General features: G+C 54.1%; 19 protein-coding genes and 1 pseudogene. 7 read left to right on the forward strand and 13 right to left on the reverse strand.

Going from position 1 to position 22217, the window contains the following annotated elements:
• The first annotated feature begins 319 nt into the window (after nucleotides 1–319).
• Entirely contained in the window at nucleotides 320–874 is a 555-nt protein-coding gene (locus HV127_RS26770; RefSeq protein ID WP_182239937.1) for an XRE family transcriptional regulator, read from the forward strand.
• Between the two features lie 159 nt (nucleotides 875–1033).
• Here the strand turns inward: HV127_RS26770 and mdtQ are convergent, their stop codons facing one another.
• Entirely contained in the window at nucleotides 1034–2473 is a 1440-nt protein-coding gene (mdtQ, locus tag HV127_RS26775) for a multidrug resistance outer membrane protein MdtQ (RefSeq protein WP_182239939.1), read from the reverse strand.
• Nucleotides 2474–2626: 153 nt separating this feature from the next.
• Between mdtQ and HV127_RS26780 the strand changes: the two genes are divergently transcribed.
• Nucleotides 2627–3361 carry a class I SAM-dependent methyltransferase gene (locus HV127_RS26780; protein WP_182239941.1) on the forward strand — a complete coding sequence of 245 codons (735 nt, stop codon included), beginning with the start codon at nucleotides 2627–2629 and terminating at the stop codon, nucleotides 3359–3361.
• Nucleotides 3362–3477: 116 nt separating this feature from the next.
• Here the strand turns inward: HV127_RS26780 and ascB are convergent, their stop codons facing one another.
• The 9 genes and pseudogenes from ascB to HV127_RS26825 all read right to left on the reverse strand — a co-directional run bounded on the left by ascB (nucleotide 3478) and on the right by HV127_RS26825 (nucleotide 14029).
• Nucleotides 3478–4875, reverse strand: coding sequence for a 6-phospho-beta-glucosidase (gene ascB, locus HV127_RS26785; protein WP_182239943.1), 1398 nt, complete (start codon nucleotides 4873–4875; stop codon nucleotides 3478–3480).
• A gap of 17 nt (nucleotides 4876–4892) precedes the next feature.
• Nucleotides 4893–6865, reverse strand: a pseudogene (gene bglF, locus HV127_RS26790) (PTS beta-glucoside transporter subunit IIABC).
• Between the two features lie 53 nt (nucleotides 6866–6918).
• Nucleotides 6919–7752, reverse strand: a complete 834-nt coding sequence (bglG, locus tag HV127_RS26795; RefSeq protein WP_110272412.1) for a transcriptional antiterminator BglG — start codon at nucleotides 7750–7752, stop codon at nucleotides 6919–6921.
• A 152-nt stretch (nucleotides 7753–7904) separates the two neighbouring features.
• Nucleotides 7905–8843 carry a tRNA dihydrouridine(16) synthase DusC gene (gene dusC, locus HV127_RS26800; protein ID WP_182239947.1) on the reverse strand — a complete coding sequence of 313 codons (939 nt, stop codon included), beginning with the start codon at nucleotides 8841–8843 and terminating at the stop codon, nucleotides 7905–7907.
• A gap of 200 nt (nucleotides 8844–9043) precedes the next feature.
• The gene (locus tag HV127_RS26805) at nucleotides 9044–10237 is read right to left on the reverse strand and encodes a 3-hydroxybenzoate 6-monooxygenase (protein WP_182207375.1); all 1194 of its coding nucleotides are present in this window, start codon (nucleotides 10235–10237) and stop codon (nucleotides 9044–9046) included.
• A gap of 8 nt (nucleotides 10238–10245) precedes the next feature.
• Nucleotides 10246–10890 (reverse strand): maleylacetoacetate isomerase, encoded by a 645-nt coding sequence (gene maiA / locus HV127_RS26810; protein WP_182207654.1) that lies wholly within the window; start codon nucleotides 10888–10890, stop codon nucleotides 10246–10248.
• An 8-nt stretch (nucleotides 10891–10898) separates the two neighbouring features.
• Entirely contained in the window at nucleotides 10899–11597 is a 699-nt protein-coding gene (locus HV127_RS26815) for a fumarylacetoacetate hydrolase family protein (protein WP_182207376.1), read from the reverse strand.
• A 24-nt stretch (nucleotides 11598–11621) separates the two neighbouring features.
• On the reverse strand, nucleotides 11622–12659 hold the full coding sequence (gtdA, locus tag HV127_RS26820) for a gentisate 1,2-dioxygenase (protein ID WP_182239949.1): 1038 nt from the start codon (nucleotides 12657–12659) through the stop codon (nucleotides 11622–11624).
• A gap of 11 nt (nucleotides 12660–12670) precedes the next feature.
• The gene (locus HV127_RS26825) at nucleotides 12671–14029 is read right to left on the reverse strand and encodes an aromatic acid/H+ symport family MFS transporter (protein ID WP_182239951.1); all 1359 of its coding nucleotides are present in this window, start codon (nucleotides 14027–14029) and stop codon (nucleotides 12671–12673) included.
• Nucleotides 14030–14155: 126 nt separating this feature from the next.
• Here HV127_RS26825 and HV127_RS26830 point away from each other — a divergent pair, with 126 nt between their 5' ends.
• The 5 genes from HV127_RS26830 (at nucleotide 14156) to sanA (ending at nucleotide 18138) form a co-directional block, all read left to right on the forward strand.
• Nucleotides 14156–15073, forward strand: coding sequence for a LysR family transcriptional regulator (locus HV127_RS26830; protein ID WP_182239953.1), 918 nt, complete (start codon nucleotides 14156–14158; stop codon nucleotides 15071–15073).
• 121 nt (nucleotides 15074–15194) lie between these two features.
• Nucleotides 15195–15593: a CidA/LrgA family protein gene (locus tag HV127_RS26835; protein WP_112213099.1), complete on the forward strand. Its 399-nt coding sequence runs from the start codon at nucleotides 15195–15197 to the stop codon at nucleotides 15591–15593.
• Nucleotides 15590–16285: a CidB/LrgB family autolysis modulator gene (locus HV127_RS26840; protein ID WP_110272403.1), complete on the forward strand. Its 696-nt coding sequence runs from the start codon at nucleotides 15590–15592 to the stop codon at nucleotides 16283–16285. The genes HV127_RS26835 and HV127_RS26840 overlap by 4 nt, the downstream gene beginning before the upstream one ends.
• A 127-nt stretch (nucleotides 16286–16412) precedes the next feature.
• Nucleotides 16413–17297 (forward strand): cytidine deaminase, encoded by an 885-nt coding sequence (gene cdd, locus HV127_RS26845; protein ID WP_182239955.1) that lies wholly within the window; start codon nucleotides 16413–16415, stop codon nucleotides 17295–17297.
• A gap of 124 nt (nucleotides 17298–17421) precedes the next feature.
• Complete coding sequence (gene sanA / locus HV127_RS26850; protein WP_182239957.1) at nucleotides 17422–18138, forward strand: outer membrane permeability protein SanA; 717 nt, start codon at nucleotides 17422–17424, stop codon at nucleotides 18136–18138.
• Nucleotides 18139–18396: 258 nt separating this feature from the next.
• Here sanA and mglC read toward each other — a convergent pair whose 3' ends face one another.
• The 3 genes from mglC to mglB form a co-directional block, all read right to left on the reverse strand.
• Nucleotides 18397–19407: a galactose/methyl galactoside ABC transporter permease MglC gene (mglC, locus tag HV127_RS26855; protein WP_110272400.1), complete on the reverse strand. Its 1011-nt coding sequence runs from the start codon at nucleotides 19405–19407 to the stop codon at nucleotides 18397–18399.
• A gap of 15 nt (nucleotides 19408–19422) precedes the next feature.
• A complete protein-coding gene (gene mglA, locus HV127_RS26860) occupies nucleotides 19423–20943 on the reverse strand; it encodes a galactose/methyl galactoside ABC transporter ATP-binding protein MglA (protein ID WP_110272399.1) in 1521 nt (506 codons plus the stop codon).
• A 118-nt stretch (nucleotides 20944–21061) separates the two neighbouring features.
• Entirely contained in the window at nucleotides 21062–22060 is a 999-nt protein-coding gene (gene mglB, locus HV127_RS26865; RefSeq protein ID WP_110272398.1) for a galactose/glucose ABC transporter substrate-binding protein MglB, read from the reverse strand.
• Nucleotides 22061–22217: the final 157 nt, after the last annotated feature.

A 22217-nucleotide genomic window follows, 5' to 3' on the forward strand; every position in this document is an offset into this window, starting at 1 on the left:
AAGTTAAGATATTGAAAACAATAACAAATTAGCCCATTCAATCAATCCATTCGAAGATCACAGGAGTGTTTTGTACATTGTTAGAAGTGAGCGTAAGCGATGAGATCGCCCATGAGTGACACTCTATGAATCCCATCATCATCTCCGCTGGGGCCCGTAAAACCTACACCAGATTTGAGGGCAGGTTTACTGACAAACGTGTTGATTCAAAATGTGATTTATTCAACACCGTATCGCTTGTATTATACTCCCTAGGCGCGGTTAGTTTTCGAGATAACCTCTATCAGATCAGTGAATTACAGCAAGGTGTAACGAGCCAATGAATGAAGATTTTTCGAATTGTAATGTCGGACAAAGAATAAAAGAAATCAGAAAACAACAAAGTAAGACATTACAACAGTTATCAGCTGAGAGCGGCTTATCTAGCGGTTATTTGAGTAACTTAGAGAGAAACGTGATCAGCCCGACAATCTATCAGTTGCAAAAGGTATGTTTTGCCTTAAACGTGAACATCACCGATGTGCTAACCGTGCATGATACCCCTGTGAGCCCTGTGGTTCGGGCAGATGAAAGAGACGTGTTTTTTGCTGAGAAAGGAAAAGTAAAATACGAAATGCTCAGTCCTGGGGAAAATGACATCGAAGCCATCTGTATCACGGTGGAAAAAGGGATTACCTATGAACGCACTTCCTGGGGTCATGATTATGATGAAATAGCGATCATTACTCAGGGAAGCCTATGCATCGAAATGTTAGATCAAGAGTTTGTTATTAATGCTGGTGATACCATCTATATTAAGAAAAATACCTTGCATACCTTTAAAAATATTGGGGATTCTACCTGCGTCAGTTACTGGTTCTACAAGAAAAAATAGATAATCTGTGCCGATAAGAATGCAAAATGATCCCTACCTGGTGACTCCGTCGTGGTTACGTCTTTCGAGATTCTCAGATTAGCCCCAGAGCCTTTGTTGACTCCTGGACCGCAGAGATACGTCTCCCCGATAACCACCAACGCCACCGGGGAAACAGAGCTACTTCGCCGCCTGATGGTACCCGCCACCCAGCGCGGAAGTCAGTTGGATACTGGCATCAAGCCATTGACCGTGCAGTCGTAGTGCGGTGACTCGCTCCTGCAATGCGGGCAGCTTCGCCAGGCTGACGCGTGAACCGGAGAGTATCCCGGCATTCATCCGCGCTTGCGCCAGAGCGACTATCCGCTGAGTATCTTTCTCTACCTGCTGTTGCTGCTGATTTTTTGCCATCAGCGTCTCAACCTGGCTGGCCGTTTTCGCTACCTGATTAACCGCATCAACTACCGCTTTATTGTACTTCGCCACCGACAGGCTATTCTGCGCGCTGGCGATATCCAGATTTGCGTTCAGGCGACCGCTATCAAAAATAGGCAGCGTCAGACCGGCGGTCACGCCCATCTGCTGTGCGGAGTGGCGGAACAGATCGCTGAGGTGCAGCGCATCCTGTTGCAGGAAAGCCATCAGGTTGATATCCGGATAAAACGCCGCTTTGGCGGCATCGATTTCGCTCAGAGAAGCTTCGATATACCAGTGCGCAACCTGTAAATCCGGACGCCGCGCCAGCAGCTCGTAGCCTAGCTCCGTTGGCATCTGCGCGCTAACAGCAGGCAGTTCGGTCGGATGCAGGTTTAGCGCCTGACTCTGGTTGTTGGTCAGCGCCATCAGCCGGGCCTCAATCTCTTTCATGTTGCCCGCAACATCCGCGAGCTGCTGATCGGTTTTGCTGACGTTAATATCACTCTCCGCCCCTTCGGCCGAGTTGGTGATCCCACGCTGATACAGCGCCGTATCCACGGTCACGATATTATTCTGCTCACTCTTCACCTGGGTCAGCACGTTGTTAATGGCGGCTTCGGTTTGCCATTGCCAGTAAAGACGGGCGACGCTGCTGGCCAGCAGTTCGCGAGTCTGCGCCTCTTCAGCAACCTGAGCTTTAACTTCACCGATGCGTGCTTTTAGCAAAGCGCGATTTTTACCCCATAGATCCAGATCCCAACCCGCCGTCAGGCCAAAGGTTCCGTTGGTATACCACGGCCCGGTGTTGCCATCAGTATCGGTAGCAAACGGTCCCATCAGGCCTTCAGAGGACATTTTTTGCCGTTCAACGTCGGCGGAAAAATCCAGACTCGGCCCCAGGTTAGACTGCGACATCCGCGCCTGCGCTTCCGCCAGCCTGATACGCTGTTCAGCAATCTGCATATCCGGAGCGTTGGCTAACGCGCGCTGAATCAGGCTATTGAGCTGCGGGTCGTGGTAATCCTGCCACCAGTTGCTCTGCGGCCAGCCGTTTTTTACGGCTGCGGGCAGTTCCATTGAAACGTGGGATGCCGGGGTTTGCTGCTGCACCGGGTTGCTAATATCGTGCGATGGCGCACAGCCAGCCAGCGCGATGGCCAATGGCAGGCTGGCCAGGACGCGTTTGCTCAAGTTCAGGTTCATGAAATCGGTCTGATGACTAAATAAGGTTGGATATAATAAGCTAATTGTATAAGTACCGTTTAGTAAAGCGTGTGCCGAAACTATTAGCAGGCTAAAAATAAACCATACCCAAAATAATTCGAGTTGTATGAAAGGTATATTCACGGAGTGAAAATGAGTCAGAACATCTATGACGATCCCGCTTTTTTTGCCGGATACGCCACCCTCGATCGCTCGGTAAAAGGGCTGGAAGGCGCACCTGAGTGGTCAACCATTCAGCAGATGCTTCCGCCATTATCGGGGTTACGCGTCGTTGACCTCGGCTGCGGCTACGGCTGGTTTTGCCGCTGGGCCCGCGAGCAGGGTGCAACACAAGTAGAAGGACTGGATATCTCCAGCCGGATGCTCGATCGCGCCCGCGAGATGACCGATGGCGAAGGGATTAGCTATCGCTGCGAAGATCTACAGACCCTCACCCTGCCCGCCAATAGCTGCGAGCTGGTTTATAGCTCGCTGGCGCTACACTATCTGCCCGACATCGCGCCGCTGTTCACCACCATTTACCGGGCATTGACCCCCGGCGGTACGCTGCTGTTTTCCGCCGAACATCCGATTTACACCGCCCCGCCGCATCAGAGCTGGCAGGAAGATGAGAACGGGCAGAAGAGCTGGCCGGTGAGCCACTATCAGCAAGAAGGCGAGCGCATCAGCAACTGGTTTGCCGATGGTGTCAAAAAGCAGCATCGCAAGCTTTCCAGTTGGATAAACCTGCTGGTCGCCGCCGGTTTTGTTATTGAGCATCTGGATGAATGGGGGCCGACGGCGGAGCAAATTGCCGCCCAGCCCGCGCTGGATGAAGAAAAAGAGCGACCGATGATTTTTCTGTTGCGCGCGCGCAAACCGGGATAATAAGCAAAATGGCCCGGAGGTTATCCGGGCCGTGGGTCGAGAGTTTTAGCTGCGGTGCGCGCATTTCTGCCGGGTGGCGGCTAGCGCCTTACCCAGCCTACACAACCTCCAGCAGATTACTCTTTTAAGCTGCCGCCGTTAGTGGCAATCACTTTTTTATACCAGTTGAAGCTTTTCTTGCGGCTGCGCGCCAGGGTGCCGTTGCCCTGGTCATCACGATCGACGTAGATAAAACCGTAGCGCTTGGACATCTCTGCCTTCGACGCACTCACCAGGTCGATTGGCCCCCAGCTGGTGTAGCCCATTAACTCAACGCCATCTTCAATCGCCTCGCGCGCCTGCACCAGGTGATCGTTGAGGTAGCTGATGCGGTAGTCATCGTTGATGCTGCCATCGGCTTCGACTTTATCCTTCGCGCCAAGACCGTTTTCAACGATAAACAGCGGTTTCTGATAGCGATCCCACAGCACGTTCAGCAACGTACGCAGGCCCAGCGGGTCAATCTGCCAGCCCCACTCCGAGCTTGCCAGGTGCGGGTTAGGCACCATGCTGAGAATATTGCCGCGCGCTTTTTTGTTCAGCTCTTCATCGGCGGTAACGCAGCCGGTCATATAGTAGCTAAAGGAGATGAAATCGACGGTCTCTTTCAGGGCTTCGCGATCGGCATCGGTGATCTCAATATTAATGCCGTTATCGCGGAAATAGCGCAGCATATAGCCAGGGTAGGCGCCGCGACACTGGACATCGCCAAAGAACTGCCAGCTGCGGTTCTGCTGCAGGGTTTCAAAAATATCTTCCGGTTTGCAGCTGAGCGGGTACATCAGGCCGCCGAGCAGCATGTTGCCGATTTTGCCCTCCGCGACGATCTCATGGCAGGCCTTCGTCGCCAGCGCGCTCGCCACCAACTGATGGTGAATCGCCTGATAAACTTCGGCTTTGCTGCTGTCTGACGGCAGGCCGACGCCGGTCATCGGTGCGTGCAGGGACATATTGATTTCGTTGAAGGTCAGCCACAGCTTGACCTTCGCCTGATAGCGCGCAAACACCGTACGGGCATAGCGTTCAAAGAAACCAATGACCTTGCGATTGCCCCAACCGCCGTAATTTTTCACCAGCGCCCAAGGCATCTCGTAGTGCGACAGGGTCACCAGCGGCGTGATGTTGTGCTTCGCCATTTCATCAAACAGCTTATCGTAATAAGCCAGTCCCGCTTCGTTTGGCTGAGCATCATCGCCGTTAGGGAAAATACGCGTCCAGGCAATCGATACGCGCAGGCAGTTAAAGCCCATTTCAGCAAACAGGCTGATATCTTCCGGGTAACGATGGTAGAAATCGATGGCGACATCTTTAATACTGCTATCGCCCGGTACGCGTTCCACAACCTCACTAAAAATACCGCCGTTTGGCTGGATATCAGAAGTCGACAGTCCTTTGCCATCCTCCAGATAAGCGCCTTCGACCTGATTTGCCGCGGTCGCGCCGCCCCATAAAAACGCCTGTGGGAATGTCTTCATTGATCTCTCTCCTGTGATTAATGGCTTACGGACAACAGCGGCTGACCGGCATCCACCGTGCTGGCGGAGACAATATCGAGAGCACGATAATCGTCGCTGTTGCTGATAATAATGGGCGTTGCCAGGTCATAACCGGCATCCAGAATCGCCTGGCGGTCAAACTCCAGCAGCAGATCGCCCGCTTTCACTTTGTCGCCCTCTTTAACATGAGCAGTAAACGGCGCGCCATCGAGCTTCACGGTATCGATGCCGACGTGGATAAGCAGTTCGATACCGCTATCGCTTAGCAGGCCGATGGCATGTTTGGTTTGAAAAATTGAGGCAACTTCACCTGAGAACGGGGCGATAACCTTACCCACGGACGGAATAATCGCTACGCCCTGGCCGAGCAAACCGCTGGCGAAGGTGCTGTCAGGAACCTTGTCCAGCGCCAGTACGCTACCGGTCATCGGCGCCAAAATATCGTTTTCTGTGGCAGGGGCGACGACGACAGCAGTCTGCTCAGCGGTGCTGCGCGGCAGCCCAGCGATAAAGGTCAGTACGCAGGCGATAACCAGCGCCACCACCATACCGACCACACCGCCCCAGACGCTGGTATCGACGCCGCCTGGCGGGATCATCAGCGCAGGTAAAAAGATATTAGGGAAGCCGAAAGAGTAGATGCTGGTATTAAAGAATGCGGTAATCGCGCCACCAATCGCCCCGGCCACGCAGCCAAAGATAAACGGACGGCGCAGCGGCAGCGTCAGACCATAAATTGCTGGTTCGGTGATACCAAAAATCCCGGCGGAAAAAGCAGAACCGGCCAGCACTTTCTGGCGGGTATCGCGAGTACGCAAGAAGATACCCAACACTGCGCCGACCTGCCCCATCACCGCAGGCAGCACCATCGGCCCCATGGTATCGTGGCCCAGTACAGCCAGATTGTTAATCATCAGCGGTACCAGCCCCCAGTGCAGACCAAAAATCACGCACACCTGCCACAGCGCGCCCAGCGCGGCGCCCGCCAGCCACGGAGCGACGGCGTAAATTATCTGGTAACCCTGCGCCAGCAGTTGGCTTAGCCAGGTGGCTACCGGACCGATCGCCAGGAAGGTCAGGGGAACAACCACGCCCAGGCAAATCGCCGGCGTGAAGAAGTTTTTCATGGCCGATGGTAGCAGCGCATTGCTTCTGCGCTCCAGCCAGCAGCTCACCCAGGAGGCGAGAATAATCGGGATTACCGATGAGCTGTAGTTAATAAACGTCACCGGAATACCAATGAAATGCTCGACCGGTGCGCCCGGCGCCTGAGCGGCCTCAAAGGCCTGAATCATCAACGGATGCGTTAGCGCGCCGCCAATCGCCATGGTGATAAACGGATTACCACCGAATTTCACCCCGGCGGTATAGCCGAGGAAAAGCGGGAAGAAGAAGAACAGCGCATCGCTGGCGGCAAACCAGATTTTATAGGTCGCATCGCCAGTATTGAGCCAGCCGCAAACTACCGCCAGCGCCAGAAAACCTTTAAGCAAACCGGTGGCCGCCAGTACGCCGATAAACGGGGTGAAAATACCGGAAACGATATCGATAAGCTGGCCAAGCAAAGACGTTTTCTCGCCCTTTTCCGCGACCGGCTGACTCTCGTCCGTCAGGCCCGCTTCGCTACGCACCGCTTGCCAGACATCATGCACATGGTTACCAATGACCACCTGGAACTGGCCGCCGCTTTCCACCACCATAATGACGCCCGGATTAGCTTTTAGCCCTTCAGCATCCGTCTTTTTGCTATCTTTGAGCTTAAAACGCAGTCGTGTAGCGCAGTGAACCAGACTCACAATATTCTCTTTGCCGCCTACCCGGCTGAGAATATCCTGCGCGAGTGCTTTATATTCCATGCTGTTTTCCTTACTTCCGCTGCCCGCAGGCATCGTTAACTGAGTATTAAAAAATAAAAAAACCCGAGAACAACGCCGGGTTTGGCGTTGCGCTCAGGTTTTGCCTGCGTAATGCAGTAACAATCCAATTTTAATGAAGGTGCTCAGAGCCAGGCCCGATAAGCGCTTAGCGTCCCTCTTTTCTCACCCGTTCAATATGAATGGCGAGAAACATAATTTCTTCCGTCGTTAGCGCCCGCTGATAGCTCTTTTGCAAATGCCGGGCAACGGTTTCCGCACACTTCCACGCCTTAGGGTAGTTATCCTTTACCGCGCTGTGCAGCGTCACATCGTCATCTTCAACCACCGTTCGCGTCAGCATCCGCTGGGCGAAAAACTTAAGATGCGTGACAAAGCGCTGATAGCTCAACGACTCTTCGTCGTAGTTGAGCGTCAGCTGATACTTCACTAGTTGCAGAATTTCCTGCATCACCCGGGTAACGTGCATCACCTCCGGCATTTCGCTGTTAAGCTGCGCCGTGACCAGATGCAGGGCGATAAACCCGGCTTCATCTTCGGCAAGCTCAACCCCGAGCCGTTTGGCGATAATCGCCCGCGCTTCCTGCCCTAACTCAAATTCCTTCGGATACAGCCGCTTAATTTCCCACAGCAGGACATTACGAATCGCCATGCCGTTCTTTTGCCGCTCAATCGCAAAGTGGCAGTGATCGGTCAGGGTAATGTACAAACTGTCCTGTAACTTACCGAGACGACCGCGCGCCAGATCGATAATCCGATCGCAGGTGGTCATCACTTCTAACGGTATCTGACTGAGTAATTCGCCTAAACGGCCAACCAGTTCATCGCTCTGCAGCGCGAAGACCTTTTCAATTTTACTTTCATCAAGAGAGTCACCAACGCGTTTTTGAAAGGCAAGTCCTCGGCCCATGACCACCTGTTCGCGCTGCTGCTCATCTACAACCACCACTACATTATTATTAAGTACTTTGGCGATTTGCATATGAACCCCAAAAACAAAAAAACCTGACCCCGACAGATGCCAGGAAATCAGGTTTTGCCTGCCGGAGCAGTAACAATCAGGGCTGAGTATTTCACTGTCCGCTGGGTAATCTCAATGGGACAAGCAGAAAAATGTGATGCAGGTCAGATAGTTTAACTACGCCAGTCGTTAATTGTGCGTGCAATGCTCTTTGAATCCTGCAGAGCGCGTACTGCGCTAAAAAGCTCAGAGGCTTCCAGGTATTCTTTGCGCAAATAACCCAACCATTGTTTGATACGCGCAACGTGATAAAGGCCGGTGTCCCCCTGTTTTTCCAGGTGAGCGTATTTTTTCAGTAGCCCGACCACTTCAGGCCATGGCATGCGCGGTTCGTTATATTTGATCACCCGGCTTAAATTCGGCACGTTCAGCGCGCCGCGGCCAATCATCACTGAGTCGCAGCCGGTCACGGCCATGCAATCCTGAGCGCTCTGCCAGTCCCAGATCTCGCCATTGGCGACCACCGGGATGGTCAGGCGCTGACGAATTTCGCCGATGGCCTGCCAGTTGATGCGCTCCGCTTTATAACCGTCCTCTTTGGTGCGCCCGTGAACCACCAGCTCGCTGGCCCCCGCCTGCTGAACCGCATCGGCGATTTCAAATTGCCGCTCGCCGCTATCCCAACCAAGACGTACTTTGACCGTCACCGGTAGATGATCCGGCACAACCTCGCGCATCGCCTTCGCGCCGCGATAGATAAGTTCGGGGTCTTTGAGCAACATCGCCCCGCCGCCGCTACCGTTAACCAGCTTTGACGGACAGCCACAGTTGAGGTCAACGCCCCAGGAGCCAAGCTCGACCGCGCGGGCAGCGTTTTCCGCCAGCCATTGCGGATACTGCCCGAGCAACTGAATGCGCACGCGAGTACCGGACGGCGTCAGGCTATTGTTGTGCAATTCCGGACACAACTTATAGAACGATTTTACCGGCAGGAGCTGATCCACCACGCGCAAAAATTCGGTGATGCAGAGATCGTAATCATTCACTTCGGTCAGCAGCTCGCGTACCAGCGAATCGAGCACACCTTCCATCGGCGCCAGTAATACACGCATATTGTTTATCATTGCCCGGAAAAAAAGAGGCGCTATGGTAGCGCCTCCCGGGGCGGGTTGAAAGGGGCGATGTCGGTTTTCCCGGAGGCGGCGCTGCTTCCCGGCTTGCGCTGTACTTAGCCGGGCTACAAGGTCACCGCTGTATGCGAGTCGGTAACCCGGGTAAGGCGTTAGCCGCGACCCGGGAAATGCACTGCGGGTTAACGAGCTTCCAGGCAGTTATCCTCTTTCCAGCCGTACAACCACTCGATACCGCGATAAAACTCACTCTGGGTTTTACCTTTCCACAGCAGGTTGCGCACCTGGCGCTCGACCCCGGCCGCATGATAAACCCGCCCCATTTCGCGGGTTGACCAGACGATACGCGCGGTGCGCGGAATGCGAACAGATTCATAAAGCGCAAACGCGCGGGCCGCATCGCCGTCGCACTGCGCCAGCGCTTTGCCCAGCGTCACCGCATCTTCCAGCGCCATGCAGGCCCCCTGGGCCATATACTGCGCTACCGGGTGGGCCGCATCGCCGACTAACGTAATGCGATCGTTACCCCATTTATCTACCGGCTCGCGATCGGCGGTAGACCAGCGTCGCCAGGAGGTTGGCTTATCCAGCATCTGCCGGGGGCGCGGATGGATACCTTTGAAATATGAAAGCACCTCTTCCTTGCTGCCGTCGCGCACGCCCCACTCTTCTTTTTCGCGGCTATGGAAGGTTACCACCAGGTTGTACTGCTTGCCGCCGCGTAGCGGGTAATGCACAAGGTGGCAGTGCGGCCCGGCCCACAGCACCGGGGCGTTAATACGTAAATCTTCCGGCATATCGGTAGCGTCAACCACCGCGCGATAAACCACGTGGCCGGTCACTCTTGGCGCATCGCCGAGCAGGCTCTGACGCACCACTGACTTTCCACCGTCGCAGCCGATCAGCACATCGGCTGTCCAGCTGTTGCCTTTATCATCGAAAACCGTCACGTCATTGGCGGTCTGACGAATATCCACCACCTGCGTTGAGGTGCGATATTCCACGCTGGGATGGGTCAGCACCGCTTCCCAGACGGTGGCGTGGATGTCCACCCGATGGATCACCGCATAGGGGCCGCCGAAGTGGTCGCGGAAGGCCTGCCCGGTCTCAATGCACACCACCTCTTCACCGTTTACTGCATCCATCATGGTGATGTGATCGGTAAATACCGCACGTTGACGGGCGATTTCGCCAACACCCAGGCTATCCAGTGCCGAGAACGCATTTGGGCCAAGCTGGATCCCCGCGCCGATTTCGCCAATTTCATGGGCCTTTTCTAATAGCATCACCTTGATGCCCTGGCGTGCCAGAGAGAGCGCCGTTGCCGCCCCGCCGATGCCGCCGCCGACAATAATTGCTCGCATCACTTTTGCCATGTTGCCTCCTAAGCCGGGATCTTATCTTGTTGGTTTTCCGGCGCTGCGGCGATAAACGCCGGCAGCCGGGTACAGGCGTCATAGACCGCCTGGCAGCGTGGGTAGTGGCTCAGATCGCAGCCCATTCGCAAAGCGTTAGCCCACTGCGGCACCAGGCAGCAGTCGGCCAGAGTTGGCGTATCACCCACGCAGAAATTGCCGGATTTGGCGTGGCGCAACAGCTGCTCCACGGCGCTAAATCCCTGTTGGATCCAGTGCGCATACCAGCGTTTTTTATCTTCTTCACTCACCTTCAGCTCGTCGCCAAGGTAGCGCAAAACGCGCATGTTATTAATCGGGTGGATATCGCAGGCGATGGCATAAACAATCTCCAGCACCCGCATGCGTGCGGTATCCTCCTGCGGTAGCAGCAGCGGCTGCGGATAGTGACGGTCAAGCCAATCCGCAATCGCCAGCGACTGACCGAGAGATTCACCCTCGTCGGTGGTAAGCGTTGGCACCAGGCCAACCGGATTCAGCCGCCGATACTCCAGCGCATTCTGCTGGCCGATGCGGATGTTGACCCCCACGCTCTGGTAGTCAATGCCCTTCAGCGCCAGCGCAATCCGCACGCGATATGATGCCGAGCTATTAAAAAAACTGTACAGCTTCATCATTCACCTCACACCACGCGAACCGCGATTGGCGTCAGACCCTCTACGTTGCCGGTGATCACATCGCCTTTCACCACCGCGCCCACGCCTTCCGGGGTACCGGTGAAAATCAGGTCGCCGGGCTGAAGTTCGAAGAAACCAGACAGGTAGCTGATGGTTTCATTGACCGACCAGATCAGATGGCGGATATCGCTGCGCTGGTGATCTTCGCCGTTAACCTGTAACCAGATCCCGGCGTGATTCACATCTGCGGTATCGGCTTTATGCAGCGGCGCAATCGGCGCGGAGAGGTCGAAGGCTTTACCGATTTCCCACGGACGGCCCATCTGGCGCATCTCCATTTGGCGGTCGCGGCGGGTCATATCCAGGCCGGTGGCGTAACCCCAGATATACTCATGGGCCTGCTCCAGCGGAATATCGCTGCCCTTCTTACCAATCGCCACCACCAGCTCAATTTCATAGTGGTAGTTATCGGTTTGCGACGGGTACGGCAGGTTCAGCGTTTCCCCTGCGGCAACCGGCACCACCGCATCTGCGGGTTTGCAGAAAAAGAACGGCGGTTCGCGATCCGGGTCGAAACCCATTTCGCGGGCGTGTGCGGCATAGTTACGCCCCACACAGTAAACGCGGCGTACCGGGAACTGCTCGTCGCTGCCAACAACCGGAACGCTAATCGGGGCCTGGGGTGCAAAAACGTATTGAGTCATGATTCGTTTCCTTATTTTTAATTTTTAATAACGCGCTTCGCGGAACAGGCCGAGAGCTTCCTGCACGGGACGATCCGAAAAGCTGAATAACACGGTATCTTCGGCGGAAATAAATGAGACGGCGTGCCAGGTCGGCACCACGAAGATATCTTTTGCCTGGAAAGAGAAAGTCTGCTCGCCGATAGTGACCTGACCGCTACCTTCCACTACGTGATAGATAGTGCTGTCGGTGGTCTTCGCCGCTCGCGAAGTAAACCCTTTTGGCAGCAGTTGCAGGAACGCCCCCATCGACGGCATCGGGTAGCCGCCGGTGACCGGATTGACGTAGCGCATCTTGTAGCCGTCCCACTCATCAACATCCCCCATACGAGTGAGATCGTGCAGCGCCTCGCGGCTGCGGTCATAGCGATAGTTAAAGATGGGTGAAGAGTTACCGACCTGATGGCGCAGCGGCAGCATATTGGCGGCGTAGCGCGGCAGATAATCCCCCTCTTTACGGGTCACCGGTTGCTGATCTTCCGGGTAATCCTCAGCAAACCCGCAGCCCAGATAGTTCACCAGCGGCAGGTCTAAACCATCCAGCCAGATAACCGGCTCATTGCCGGGGTTGCCGTGGTCGTGCCAGCGCCACTGCGGGGTCAGGATAAAGTCGCCAGCGCGCATTTGCGTGCGTTCGCCGTCAACGGCGGTGAACGCCCCTTCACCTTCAACGATAAAACGTAACGCCGACTGGTTATGGCGATGGCTCGGCGCGACTTCGCCGGGCATAATCAGCTGTAAACCGGCGTACAGAGAGGACGTAATCGACGACTGCCCGCGCAGCGCCGGGTTTTCCAGCACCAGTACGCGACGCACCGCTTCTTTCGCGCCAATCAGCTGGCCGCTTTCCAGCAACAGCGGGCGAATCTCCTGATAGTTCCAGTAAGCCGGCGCGCAGGTGGCATTCGGCGTTTTCGGCACCAGATGGTGCAATGACTCCCAAAGCGGCGTCAGGTTTTGCCCGGAAATATGCTGGTAAAACTGCTGACGACCGTTGTTTGCTTGCGTGGTGGATTGAGACATTATTCTTCTCCTTATTTATTCACGATGCCTGCAGAAGGCAGCGCGGCAGGTACAGATGTCGGGTTGCGGACGGCAAGCGTCAGCAGAATAAGCATCACGGCGCTGACAACGGCCGGTACGGCGATAACAAAAAACAGGGTGTCGAAAGAGAAATTCATCGCCATCATCATGCCGCCGGAGAGCGAGCCGACGATGGCCCCACAGCGGCCCACGGCGTTTGACCAGCTCACGCCAGTGGCGCGGCTTTGGGTGGGATAGAGCGTTGCGGTCAGCGCATTCAGCCCGACCTGCGAACCGCTGATGCCGATACCGGTACCGAAAATCGCCAGCGCCATCAGCCACAGACCGTTCTCGCTCAGACCAATCATCACGATGCAGACCGCGCCCAGGGCATAGCTCAGCGCCAGCACCCGGAAAGGGTTGAAACGGTCTATCAGTACCCCGAGCAGCAGCGCGCCAAAGGTGCCGCCAATCTGGAAAGCGGCGGTAACCCACGATGCATGCTGTAAATCAATGCCGCGATGGTTGAGCAGCGTCGGCATCCAACTGGAGAGCAGATAGATAATCAGCAGGCTCATAAAGAACACCACCCATAACATCAACGTAATGGGTAACTGGCGGCCCACAAACAGCTGACTGATGCTGCCCTTTGCGCCTGCTGCGGGTTCATCGAGCCAGAAATGGGTGTCGTCATAGCGCTCGCCGGTAATTGCGCTGACGGTTTTAGCGATAGTCGCCTGCGGTAACTGGCGACGGATCTGCCAGCGTGGGGATTCGGGAAGCAGCGGCACCAGCGCCACCGCCAGCATCAGCGGTAAAACACCGCCGAGTACCAGAATGCCGTGCCAGCCAATCAGCGGTACCAGTTGGGCGCTGACTACGCCACCGAATGCCGAGCCGAGGGTGAATCCGCAAAACATCAGGGTCACCAGCGCGCCCCGCCGCCGGGCAGGCAGATATTCCGACGTCATGGTAATGGTATTGGGCATCGCACCGCCGAGGCCGAGGCCGGTCAGAAAGCGCAGAATGACCAACATTTGCAGGTCAGGCGCAAACGCCGAAAGCAGGCTAAACAAGCCAAATAGCGCGACGCAAAATTCAATCACCCGTTTACGACCAATGCGGTCGGAAAGCGGGCCGCAGAGCAGCGCCCCGGCGGTTAAGCCCAGCAATCCGGCACCAAACAGCGGTGCGAGGTCGCTGGCAGTGAGCTGCCAGTGGCTACGAATATCCGGTGCGATAAAACCAATAGCAGCGGTATCGAAGCCGTCCAGCATGACGACCAGGAAACAGCAGATAATCAGGCGCCACTGACGGGCACCGACCGGTGCGCTATCCAGCAGCTTTTGCAATTCATGTCGTTGAGTCATGGCTATGCCTCGGTGCAGGTAGAGGAAGATGTTGTATTTATTTCTTTTATGTTGCGATTTTGTAACTCGAGCAATGAAATGTACAATGGTATTTCGGGCATAGACATAACCTAGAGGTTATCGCTGATGGCAAACTGGACGCAGAAACTGAAGCTGCATCATCTGCAGATGCTGGTGGCGCTGGGAGAGCAAGGCAATCTCACGCAAGTGGCGAAAATGATGAATATTACGCAACCTGCACTTTCCAAATGGCTCAGCCAATTTGAAGGCGAAGTCGGTATGCCCTTGTTCGAGCGCCACAGCAAAGGCCTGCGTCCCTCAGAAGGCGGAAAACTGCTGATACAGCATGCCCAGCGGCTGATTAACGATATGTCGCGATCGCAGTATGAAATCGAGCGTTTCAAGCAGGGCGGCCAGGTAGGCAGTCTGATGATCGGCTGTTCGCCAGTGGCGACCGACTGCGTCTCGCAGGCTATTCTTGAGCTGCTTAAAGAGATGCCAACTCTGCACCTGAATATCGAAGAGAAAGTGATGACGCCGCTGCTCAACGATCTGCTCGCTGGAGTGGTTGATGTGGTGGTGGGCCGGGTCGGCGGGCGAGCGCTCGAGCTGCCGCTGAGCTACCGGGTGCTCTACACCGAGCCGGTGTGCTTCGTCGCCCGTCCCGACCACCCGCTGGCGGAAAAACCGCGGTTAAGTTGGGCCGACCTCGCCCACTGGCGCTGGATTGTCTGGCCGACCGGCACCCCGATTCGCCTGAGTATTGATAATGCGCTGGTGGATAATGGCGTAATGTTGCCGGAAAACACCATCGAATCGGCATCGATGAACGTCACCACCAACCTGCTACAAAGCAGCGATATGGTATCGATTCTTTCATTGCGCCTGGCCCAGCGCTACGCCGCGCAGCACCAGTTGGTGATTCTTAATTTGCCGCGCATTGAACAAAAAGGTAGCGTTGGCGTGTTCTGGCGAAAAAGTGAAGCGCCATCACTTGCACTTAACCGCTTTCTTCATTATCTATCCCTGCAGCCGTCGCCCTGAAATCAGTATGGTCAAGTGTTCCAGATCTCTATCTCAGGTATGCGTAGAATTCATGATGTGATCGGTAGCACATTTTTGGGTTTAATTGTATGATGAATGTGGTTCATCAAGGGTTATTACCATGAGTCAATCACTGATTATTGTCTGGCAGTATCTGCGCGCTTTCGTGCTGATATATGCTTGTTTATATGCCGGTATTTTTATCTCCTCCCTGCTGCCGATAACGATCCCTGGCAGCATTATTGGCATGTTGATTTTGTTCTTTTTGCTGGCGTTGCAAATCATGCCCGCGCAGTGGGTTAACCCCGGCTGCAATGTTCTGATCCGCTATATGGCATTGCTGTTTGTGCCCATCGGCGTAGGCGTTATGCAATATTGGGATTTACTACGCGCGCAGTTCGGCCCGGTAGTGGTCTCCTGTGCGATAAGCACGCTGGTGGTCTTTTTGGTGGTCAGCTGGAGCTCGCACCTGGTTCACGGGGAGCGCAAAGTGGTCGGACAAAAAGGACGTGACAAATGATCCATGAAATCTGGTGGTCACTGCCGCTAACCCTGGCCGTCTTTTTCCTCGCCCGCAAGCTGGCGGCGCGGTTTAAATTTCCGCTGCTCAACCCGCTGCTGGTAGCGATGGTAGTGCTGATTCCTTTTCTGCTGATAACCGGTATCTCATACGAGCGCTATTTCCTCGGCAGTAAAATTCTTAACGACCTGCTGCAGCCGGCGGTAGTTGCTCTAGCCTTTCCTTTGTATGAACAACTGCACCAGATCCGCGCCCGCTGGAAGTCCATCATTACCATCTGCTTTATTGGTAGCGTGGTGGCGATGGTCACCGGCACCACCGTCGCATTGCTGATGGGTGCGACTCCGCAGATTGCCGCTTCTATTTTGCCTAAATCGGTCACCACGCCGATTGCCATGGCGGTGAGCAGCAGCATTGGCGGTATTCCGGCGATCAGCGCCGTGTGCGTTATTTTCGTCGGTATTCTCGGGGCGGTGTTCGGTCACACCCTACTGAACCTGATGCGTATCCGCACCAAAGCCTCCCGCGGGCTGTCGATGGGTACCGCATCCCACGCATTAGGGACCGCTCGCTGTGCAGAGCTCGACTATCAGGAAGGGGCATTCAGCTCGTTGGCGCTGGTACTTTGCGGGATTATCACCTCGCTGATTGCACCGTTTTTGTTTCCGGTAATTTTGGCGATAGTTGGTTAAATGTGATTTAAATCACATTATTCAATGCAACACCAATGAGTTGCACAAACAATGAGATGTTTATCACATATACAGGTTACAACCACCCGTACACTAGATTTCCATTACATTGTTATGAGGCAACGCTATGCACCCACGTTTTCAAGCTGTTCTTCCCCAACTGGCGGCGGATCTGCAAGCGGCCATCGCCCCGATGCTGGCCGACCCGCATTTTCCGGCGATGCTCAGCGCCGGGCAAGTTGCAGCGCTGCAAAGCGCAACGGGTCTGGATGAAGACGCGCTGGCCTTTGCTCTGCTGCCGCTAGCGGCGGCCTGCGCCCGCGCTGACCTTTCTCACTTTAACGTTGGCGCGGTGGCTCGCGGCGTCAGCGGAACCTGGTATTTCGGCGGTAACATGGAGTTTCTCGGTGCTACCATGCAGCAGACCGTGCACGCCGAGCAGAGCGCCATTAGCCATGCCTGGCTGCGCGGCGAAAAGTCTCTGCAGGCGATTACCGTTAACTACACCCCTTGCGGTCACTGCCGTCAGTTTATGAACGAACTAAACAGCGGGCTGGCGCTGCGTATTCATTTGCCGGGTCGCCAGGCTCATTCGCTCCAGCACTATCTGCCAGATGCTTTCGGACCGAAAGATCTGGAAATCAAAACCCTGCTGATGGATGAGCAAGATCACGGCTTCCCGCTCAGCGGCGACGCGCTGACTCAGGCGGCGATTCAGGCGGCTAACCGCTGCCATATGCCTTACAGCAAGGCCCCGTCCGGCGTGGCGCTGGAGTTGAAAGACGGAACTATTTTCACCGGCAGCTATGCCGAAAATGCGGCCTTTAACCCGACTCTGCCGCCGTTACAGGGCGCGCTCAATCTGCTGAGCCTCAACGGCTATGATTACCCGGATATCCAACGTGCTATTCTCGCCGAGAAGGCCGATGCGACACTGATTCAATGGGATGCGACCGTAGCGACGCTGAAAGCGCTGGGCTGCCATAATATCGATCGCGTACTGTTAGGCTAATCACAGACTGCGGGCCAAACGGCCCGCATTGTTGAAAATCCCCGCAATTAAACGACGGTTTCTTGCGCTTGCCCGGCGGGTAAAGTAGCCTGAAGGCTCCCTCGTTCACTATTGAGCCAAGTCCATGTTAAAGCGTGTGTTATACAGCCTGTTAGTCCTGTTCGGCTTGCTGCTGTTAACCGTGCTGGGCCTCGACCGCTGGATGAGTTGGAAGACCTCTCCCTATATCTACGATGAGCTACAGGACCTGCCCTATCGCCAGGTTGGCGTAGTGTTGGGCACCGCCAAGTACTACCGCACCGGCGTCATCAATCAATATTATCGCTACCGAATTCAGGGCGCGCTGAACGCCTACAACAGCGGCAAGGTGAACTATCTGCTGCTGAGCGGCGATAACGCGTTGCAGAGCTATAACGAGCCGATGACCATGCGCCGCGATTTGATTAAAGCAGGCGTCGATCCGGCGGATATCGTGCTGGATTACGCCGGTTTCCGCACGCTCGATTCGATTGTGCGCACCCGTAAAGTCTTCGACACTAACGACTTTATTATTATTACTCAGCGTTTCCACTGCGAGCGGGCGCTGTTTATCGCCCTGCATATGGGGATTCAGGCGCAGTGCTATGCGGTGCCATCACCGAAAGATATGTGGAGTGTGCGACTGCGCGAGTTCGGCGCTCGCTTCGGCGCGCTGGCGGACCTCTATCTTTTTAAACGCGAACCGCGCTTTTTAGGCCCGCTGATCCCCATTCCCGCGCAGCAGGAAGTCCCGGAAGATGCGCAGTCTTATCCGGCGGTAACGCCGCAGCAGCTGCTGGAATTGCAGAAAAAAGAGAAGTGATGTCGAAATTGATGAGTGATATAACTATCATTAAATCAAAGAAAGCTCATTAATGAGTGATATAAGTTACGTAATTGCCAAATCGCTTTACCCCAAAATGAGCGTGAGGACTGACGTCCCACTAGCCCTGAATACGTTTCTGATTACGCGATTGAGTGTCTTGATCCAAGCAACCACCTGCTGTACCCATCACTACATTCCGACACATAATGCAAAAGGCAGACGTCTTGAGTGACGTCTGCCTTAACCCAACAACGCTTACTTCTTCCGCGCGTACTTCAGTGAATCCAGCGCCACGGCGAAGATAATAATCGCCCCTTTAATAATGTACTGCCAGTACGGGTTGACGCCGATATAGGTCAGACCGTAGTTGATGACGGTGAAGATGATGACCCCGGTCACCACGCCGAATACGGTGCCGACACCGCCGCTGAACGAAACACCGCCCACCACGCAGGCCGCAATCGCGTCCAGTTCGTACATAAAGCCGAGGTTGTTGGTGGCCGAGCCGATGCGTCCTGCCTCCAGTAATCCGCCGAATGCGTAGAATACACCGGACAGAGCATAAATCATCAGCAGGTTCAGGGCGACGTTAACACCGGAAACCTTCGCTGCTTCCGGGTTGCCGCCAATAGCAAAGATGTTTTTACCAAAGCGGGTCTTGTTCCACAGGATCCACACGAAGAAAACGGCAATCAACGCATAGAAGGTGATATACGACAGGCGGAAGGTCCCTAACGCGACAAACCCTTGGGCAAACTGTGAGAAGTGGCTATCGAAACCAGAAATCGGCGACGCGCCAACGAAGTCGTAATACAGCGAGTTGATGCCGTAAACGATGATCATCGTGCCGAGGGTAGTGATAAACGGCGTTACGTTCAGATACGCAATAATAATGCCGTTGATAAGGCCAATCACTGCGCCAATCGCGCAGACCAGCAGGATAACCAGCGGAATCGGCATGGTGGCCATTTCCGGGAACACCTTGTTAGCATTGTCCACCGCCTGCAGCATCGTGGCGGCGATAACCGCCGCCAGCCCAACCTGACGCCCTGCAGAAAGGTCTGTCCCCTGGGTCACAATAAGCCCGGCAACGCCGAGGGCAATAATTATACGCACCGAAGACTGAGTCAGAATATTACTTAAGTTCAGCAGACTTAAGAAAGTCGGATCCTGGAAAATAATAATAGCCAGTAACACCAAAAGAACCACATAAATCCCGCCATCTTTCAGATAGGTGAGAAAACTCTTTTTATTTAACGCACTCATGGGAAGCCCCTGATCTTAAAGATGCAACGACGCAAGACGGAGAATTTCGTTTTGCGTAGTGGTTTTAGTCTCAACAATTCCGGCAACAAGACCATTGCTCATTACCAGAATACGGTCAGTAATACCCAGCAGCTCCGGCATCTCGGAGGAAATAATAATGATCCCTTTTTCTTTTTTTGCCAGCTCAGCGATCAGCTGATAAATCTCGAACTTCGCCCCAACATCAATTCCGCGCGTCGGCTCATCGAGCATCAGAATTTCCGGCTGAGTTAATAGCCAGCGACCGATAATCACCTTTTGTTGGTTACCACCGGACAACGAACCAATTTGCGTATGCTGCCCTGGGGTTTTCACTCGCATCGAGTCAATAACCCACTGGGTATCGCTTTTCATGCGCGAGTTATCCAGTAGTCCGACCTTATTTTTATATTTTTTAATATTGGAGATCAGCGAGTTAAAACCGATATCCAAATAGGCGTAAATTCCCGTTGAACGGCGTTCTTCGGTAACCAACGCAAAACCATGGTTAATCGCTTCATTGGCGCTATGGTTATTAATTTTCTTGCCGTGCAGTTTAATGGTGCCGCTGGCTTTCTCGCGAATACCAAATAAGGTCTCAACGATATCGGTACGCTTAGCGCCGACCAGTCCGGCGATACCCAGAATTTCGCCTTTGTGCAGGTCGAAAGAGATATCACGGATTGACGGCTGGCGTAGCGAGGTCAAATTACGCACCTCGAGAATCACCTCACCCGGCGTATTCTCACGGCTCGGGAAGCGCTGGTTCAGGGAGCGACCAACCATCATGGCGATGATCTTATCCATATCCAGCCCTTCCAGCGGCTGGGTGGCGATCCACTGACCATCGCGCAGAATAGTAATTTCATCGCACAGCTGAAAAATTTCTTCCATCTTGTGGGAAATATAAACTATACCGCAGCCGCGATCTTTCAGCTTACGGATAATTTTAAACAGATGATTGACCTCTTTTTCGGTCAGCGAAGACGTCGGCTCGTCCATAATTACGATTTTAGCGTTATAGGAAAACGCCTTCGCAATTTCAATCATCTGCATTTGTGATACTGATAATGTCCCCACGCGCGCCCGCGGGTCGATATCAATATCCAGTTCATCAAAGATAGCCTTGGTATCGCGATACATTTTGTCCTGATCGACAAACATACCTTTGGTGGGATAGCGCCCCAGCCACATGTTATCCATCACCGAACGTTGCAATACCAGGTTTAATTCCTGGTGAACCATTGAAATCCCGTTTTCCAGGGCTTCTTTCGCCGAATGGAAATCGATCTCTTTTCCCTGAAAAAGAATACTACCGGAATCTTTTTGGTAGATCCCAAAAAGGCATTTTAATAATGTGGATTTGCCCGCGCCGTTCTCCCCCATTAATGCATGAATAGAGTGGGGACGAACCTTGAGGTTCACATTATCGAGCGCCTTGACGCCAGGAAACGATTTGTTGATGTCGCTCATTTCCAACAAATATTCGCCTGACCGTTCGCTATTATTGCTGACCATAGTTATACCTGGCTGCGTGCGTGCATACCCCAGCCGACGAATTAACGGCGCGCAGGGACGAGTTCTGTATCAGGAATAATCGGGCGTACAACACGTACGCCCGCAATTTATTAATCTACTATTTGCTGGTGAATTCGCTCAGATTATCTTTATCAACACCGACGTACGGTACGCGGACAATCTTATTCTCAATTTTCCAGTTAGTACCAGCAGCCGGTTCTTTACCGTCCGCCAGGTTTTTCGCCAGATCGAAGGTTGCTTTCGCCTGGTTGTTAGCATCGTTCAGCACGGTACCGGCCATCGCGCCAGATTTAACCAGTGCCAGCGCTTCAGGCAGCGCATCGACGCCGAATACCGGAATGCTGCTCTTATTGTGGGCTTTCAGCGCTTCTACCGCGCCCATCGCCATCGCATCGTTGTTGGCGATAACGACTTCAATTTTGTTAGCATTCGGGCCAGACAGCCAGGCATCCATCTTATCTTTGGCCTGAGCGGTGTCCCACATTGCGGTATCTAACGCCAGTTGCTGAGTTTTAAAGCCCTTGTCGTTCAGCTCTTTAATCACGTAGGTGGTACGCGCTTCAGCATCCGGGTGGCCCGGCTCGCCTTTCAGCAGAACAAACTGAATCTGACCGTCTTTATTCAGATCCCAATTCGGATTTGCTTTCCAGTGTTTAGCAATCAGGTCGCCCTGAATCACGCCGGACTCTTTTGAGTCGGTACCGACGTAATACGCTTTATCGTAGCTATCCAGAGCCTTGCGGGAAGGTTCTTTGTTAAAGAATACCACCGGCACGTTCTGGCCACGGGCTTTATCAATAACCGTGCCCGCTGCTGCCGGGTCAACCAGGTTAATAGCCAGCGCTTTCACGCCTTTTGCCAGCAGGACATCAATCTGATCGTTCTGTTTGGACTGGTCGTTTTGCGAGTCATTCATCAGTAGCTGGACGTCTGGCGCTGATTTGCCGTCTTTTTCGATTGCCTTACGCACCACCGACATAAAGTTGTCGTCATATTTATAAATCGTCACGCCGATACGGGTATCTGCTGCGTGTGCCGCGGCGCCAAATAACATGCTAGCCATTACAGCAGACAGGGTTAACACCTTCTTATTCATGGAATCTCCGGTTTTATTATGCAGGGTCTTTGGTGTGAAAATGGCTGGCGGGAGTGTTACATTGATGTTACCGCACAGCGACATTCACGACTGTAATTCGGTCTTCCGTGTAGGGTAACGCTCCTGAAAAACGGCTTTATCTATCGTTTAACTGCCG

The organism is Klebsiella sp. RHBSTW-00215 (assembly GCF_014103785.1).
In the GTDB taxonomy this organism is placed as follows: Bacteria; Pseudomonadota; Gammaproteobacteria; order Enterobacterales; family Enterobacteriaceae; genus Klebsiella.

Coding starts and splice junctions, on each gene's coding strand:
- HV127_RS26770 (WP_182239937.1), top strand. CDS start 320: ATGAATGAAGATTTTTCGAATTGTAATGTCGGACAAAGAATAAAAGAA.
- mdtQ (WP_182239939.1), bottom strand. CDS start 2,473: ATGAACCTGAACTTGAGCAAACGCGTCCTGGCCAGCCTGCCATTGGCC.
- HV127_RS26780 (WP_182239941.1), top strand. CDS start 2,627: ATGAGTCAGAACATCTATGACGATCCCGCTTTTTTTGCCGGATACGCC.
- ascB (WP_182239943.1), bottom strand. CDS start 4,875: ATGAAGACATTCCCACAGGCGTTTTTATGGGGCGGCGCGACCGCGGCA.
- bglG (WP_110272412.1), bottom strand. CDS start 7,752: ATGCAAATCGCCAAAGTACTTAATAATAATGTAGTGGTGGTTGTAGAT.
- dusC (WP_182239947.1), bottom strand. CDS start 8,843: ATGCGTGTATTACTGGCGCCGATGGAAGGTGTGCTCGATTCGCTGGTA.
- HV127_RS26805 (WP_182207375.1), bottom strand. CDS start 10,237: ATGGCAAAAGTGATGCGAGCAATTATTGTCGGCGGCGGCATCGGCGGG.
- maiA (WP_182207654.1), bottom strand. CDS start 10,890: ATGAAGCTGTACAGTTTTTTTAATAGCTCGGCATCATATCGCGTGCGG.
- HV127_RS26815 (WP_182207376.1), bottom strand. CDS start 11,597: ATGACTCAATACGTTTTTGCACCCCAGGCCCCGATTAGCGTTCCGGTT.
- gtdA (WP_182239949.1), bottom strand. CDS start 12,659: ATGTCTCAATCCACCACGCAAGCAAACAACGGTCGTCAGCAGTTTTAC.
- HV127_RS26825 (WP_182239951.1), bottom strand. CDS start 14,029: ATGACTCAACGACATGAATTGCAAAAGCTGCTGGATAGCGCACCGGTC.
- HV127_RS26830 (WP_182239953.1), top strand. CDS start 14,156: ATGGCAAACTGGACGCAGAAACTGAAGCTGCATCATCTGCAGATGCTG.
- HV127_RS26835 (WP_112213099.1), top strand. CDS start 15,195: ATGAGTCAATCACTGATTATTGTCTGGCAGTATCTGCGCGCTTTCGTG.
- HV127_RS26840 (WP_110272403.1), top strand. CDS start 15,590: ATGATCCATGAAATCTGGTGGTCACTGCCGCTAACCCTGGCCGTCTTT.
- cdd (WP_182239955.1), top strand. CDS start 16,413: ATGCACCCACGTTTTCAAGCTGTTCTTCCCCAACTGGCGGCGGATCTG.
- sanA (WP_182239957.1), top strand. CDS start 17,422: ATGTTAAAGCGTGTGTTATACAGCCTGTTAGTCCTGTTCGGCTTGCTG.
- mglC (WP_110272400.1), bottom strand. CDS start 19,407: ATGAGTGCGTTAAATAAAAAGAGTTTTCTCACCTATCTGAAAGATGGC.
- mglA (WP_110272399.1), bottom strand. CDS start 20,943: ATGGTCAGCAATAATAGCGAACGGTCAGGCGAATATTTGTTGGAAATG.
- mglB (WP_110272398.1), bottom strand. CDS start 22,060: ATGAATAAGAAGGTGTTAACCCTGTCTGCTGTAATGGCTAGCATGTTA.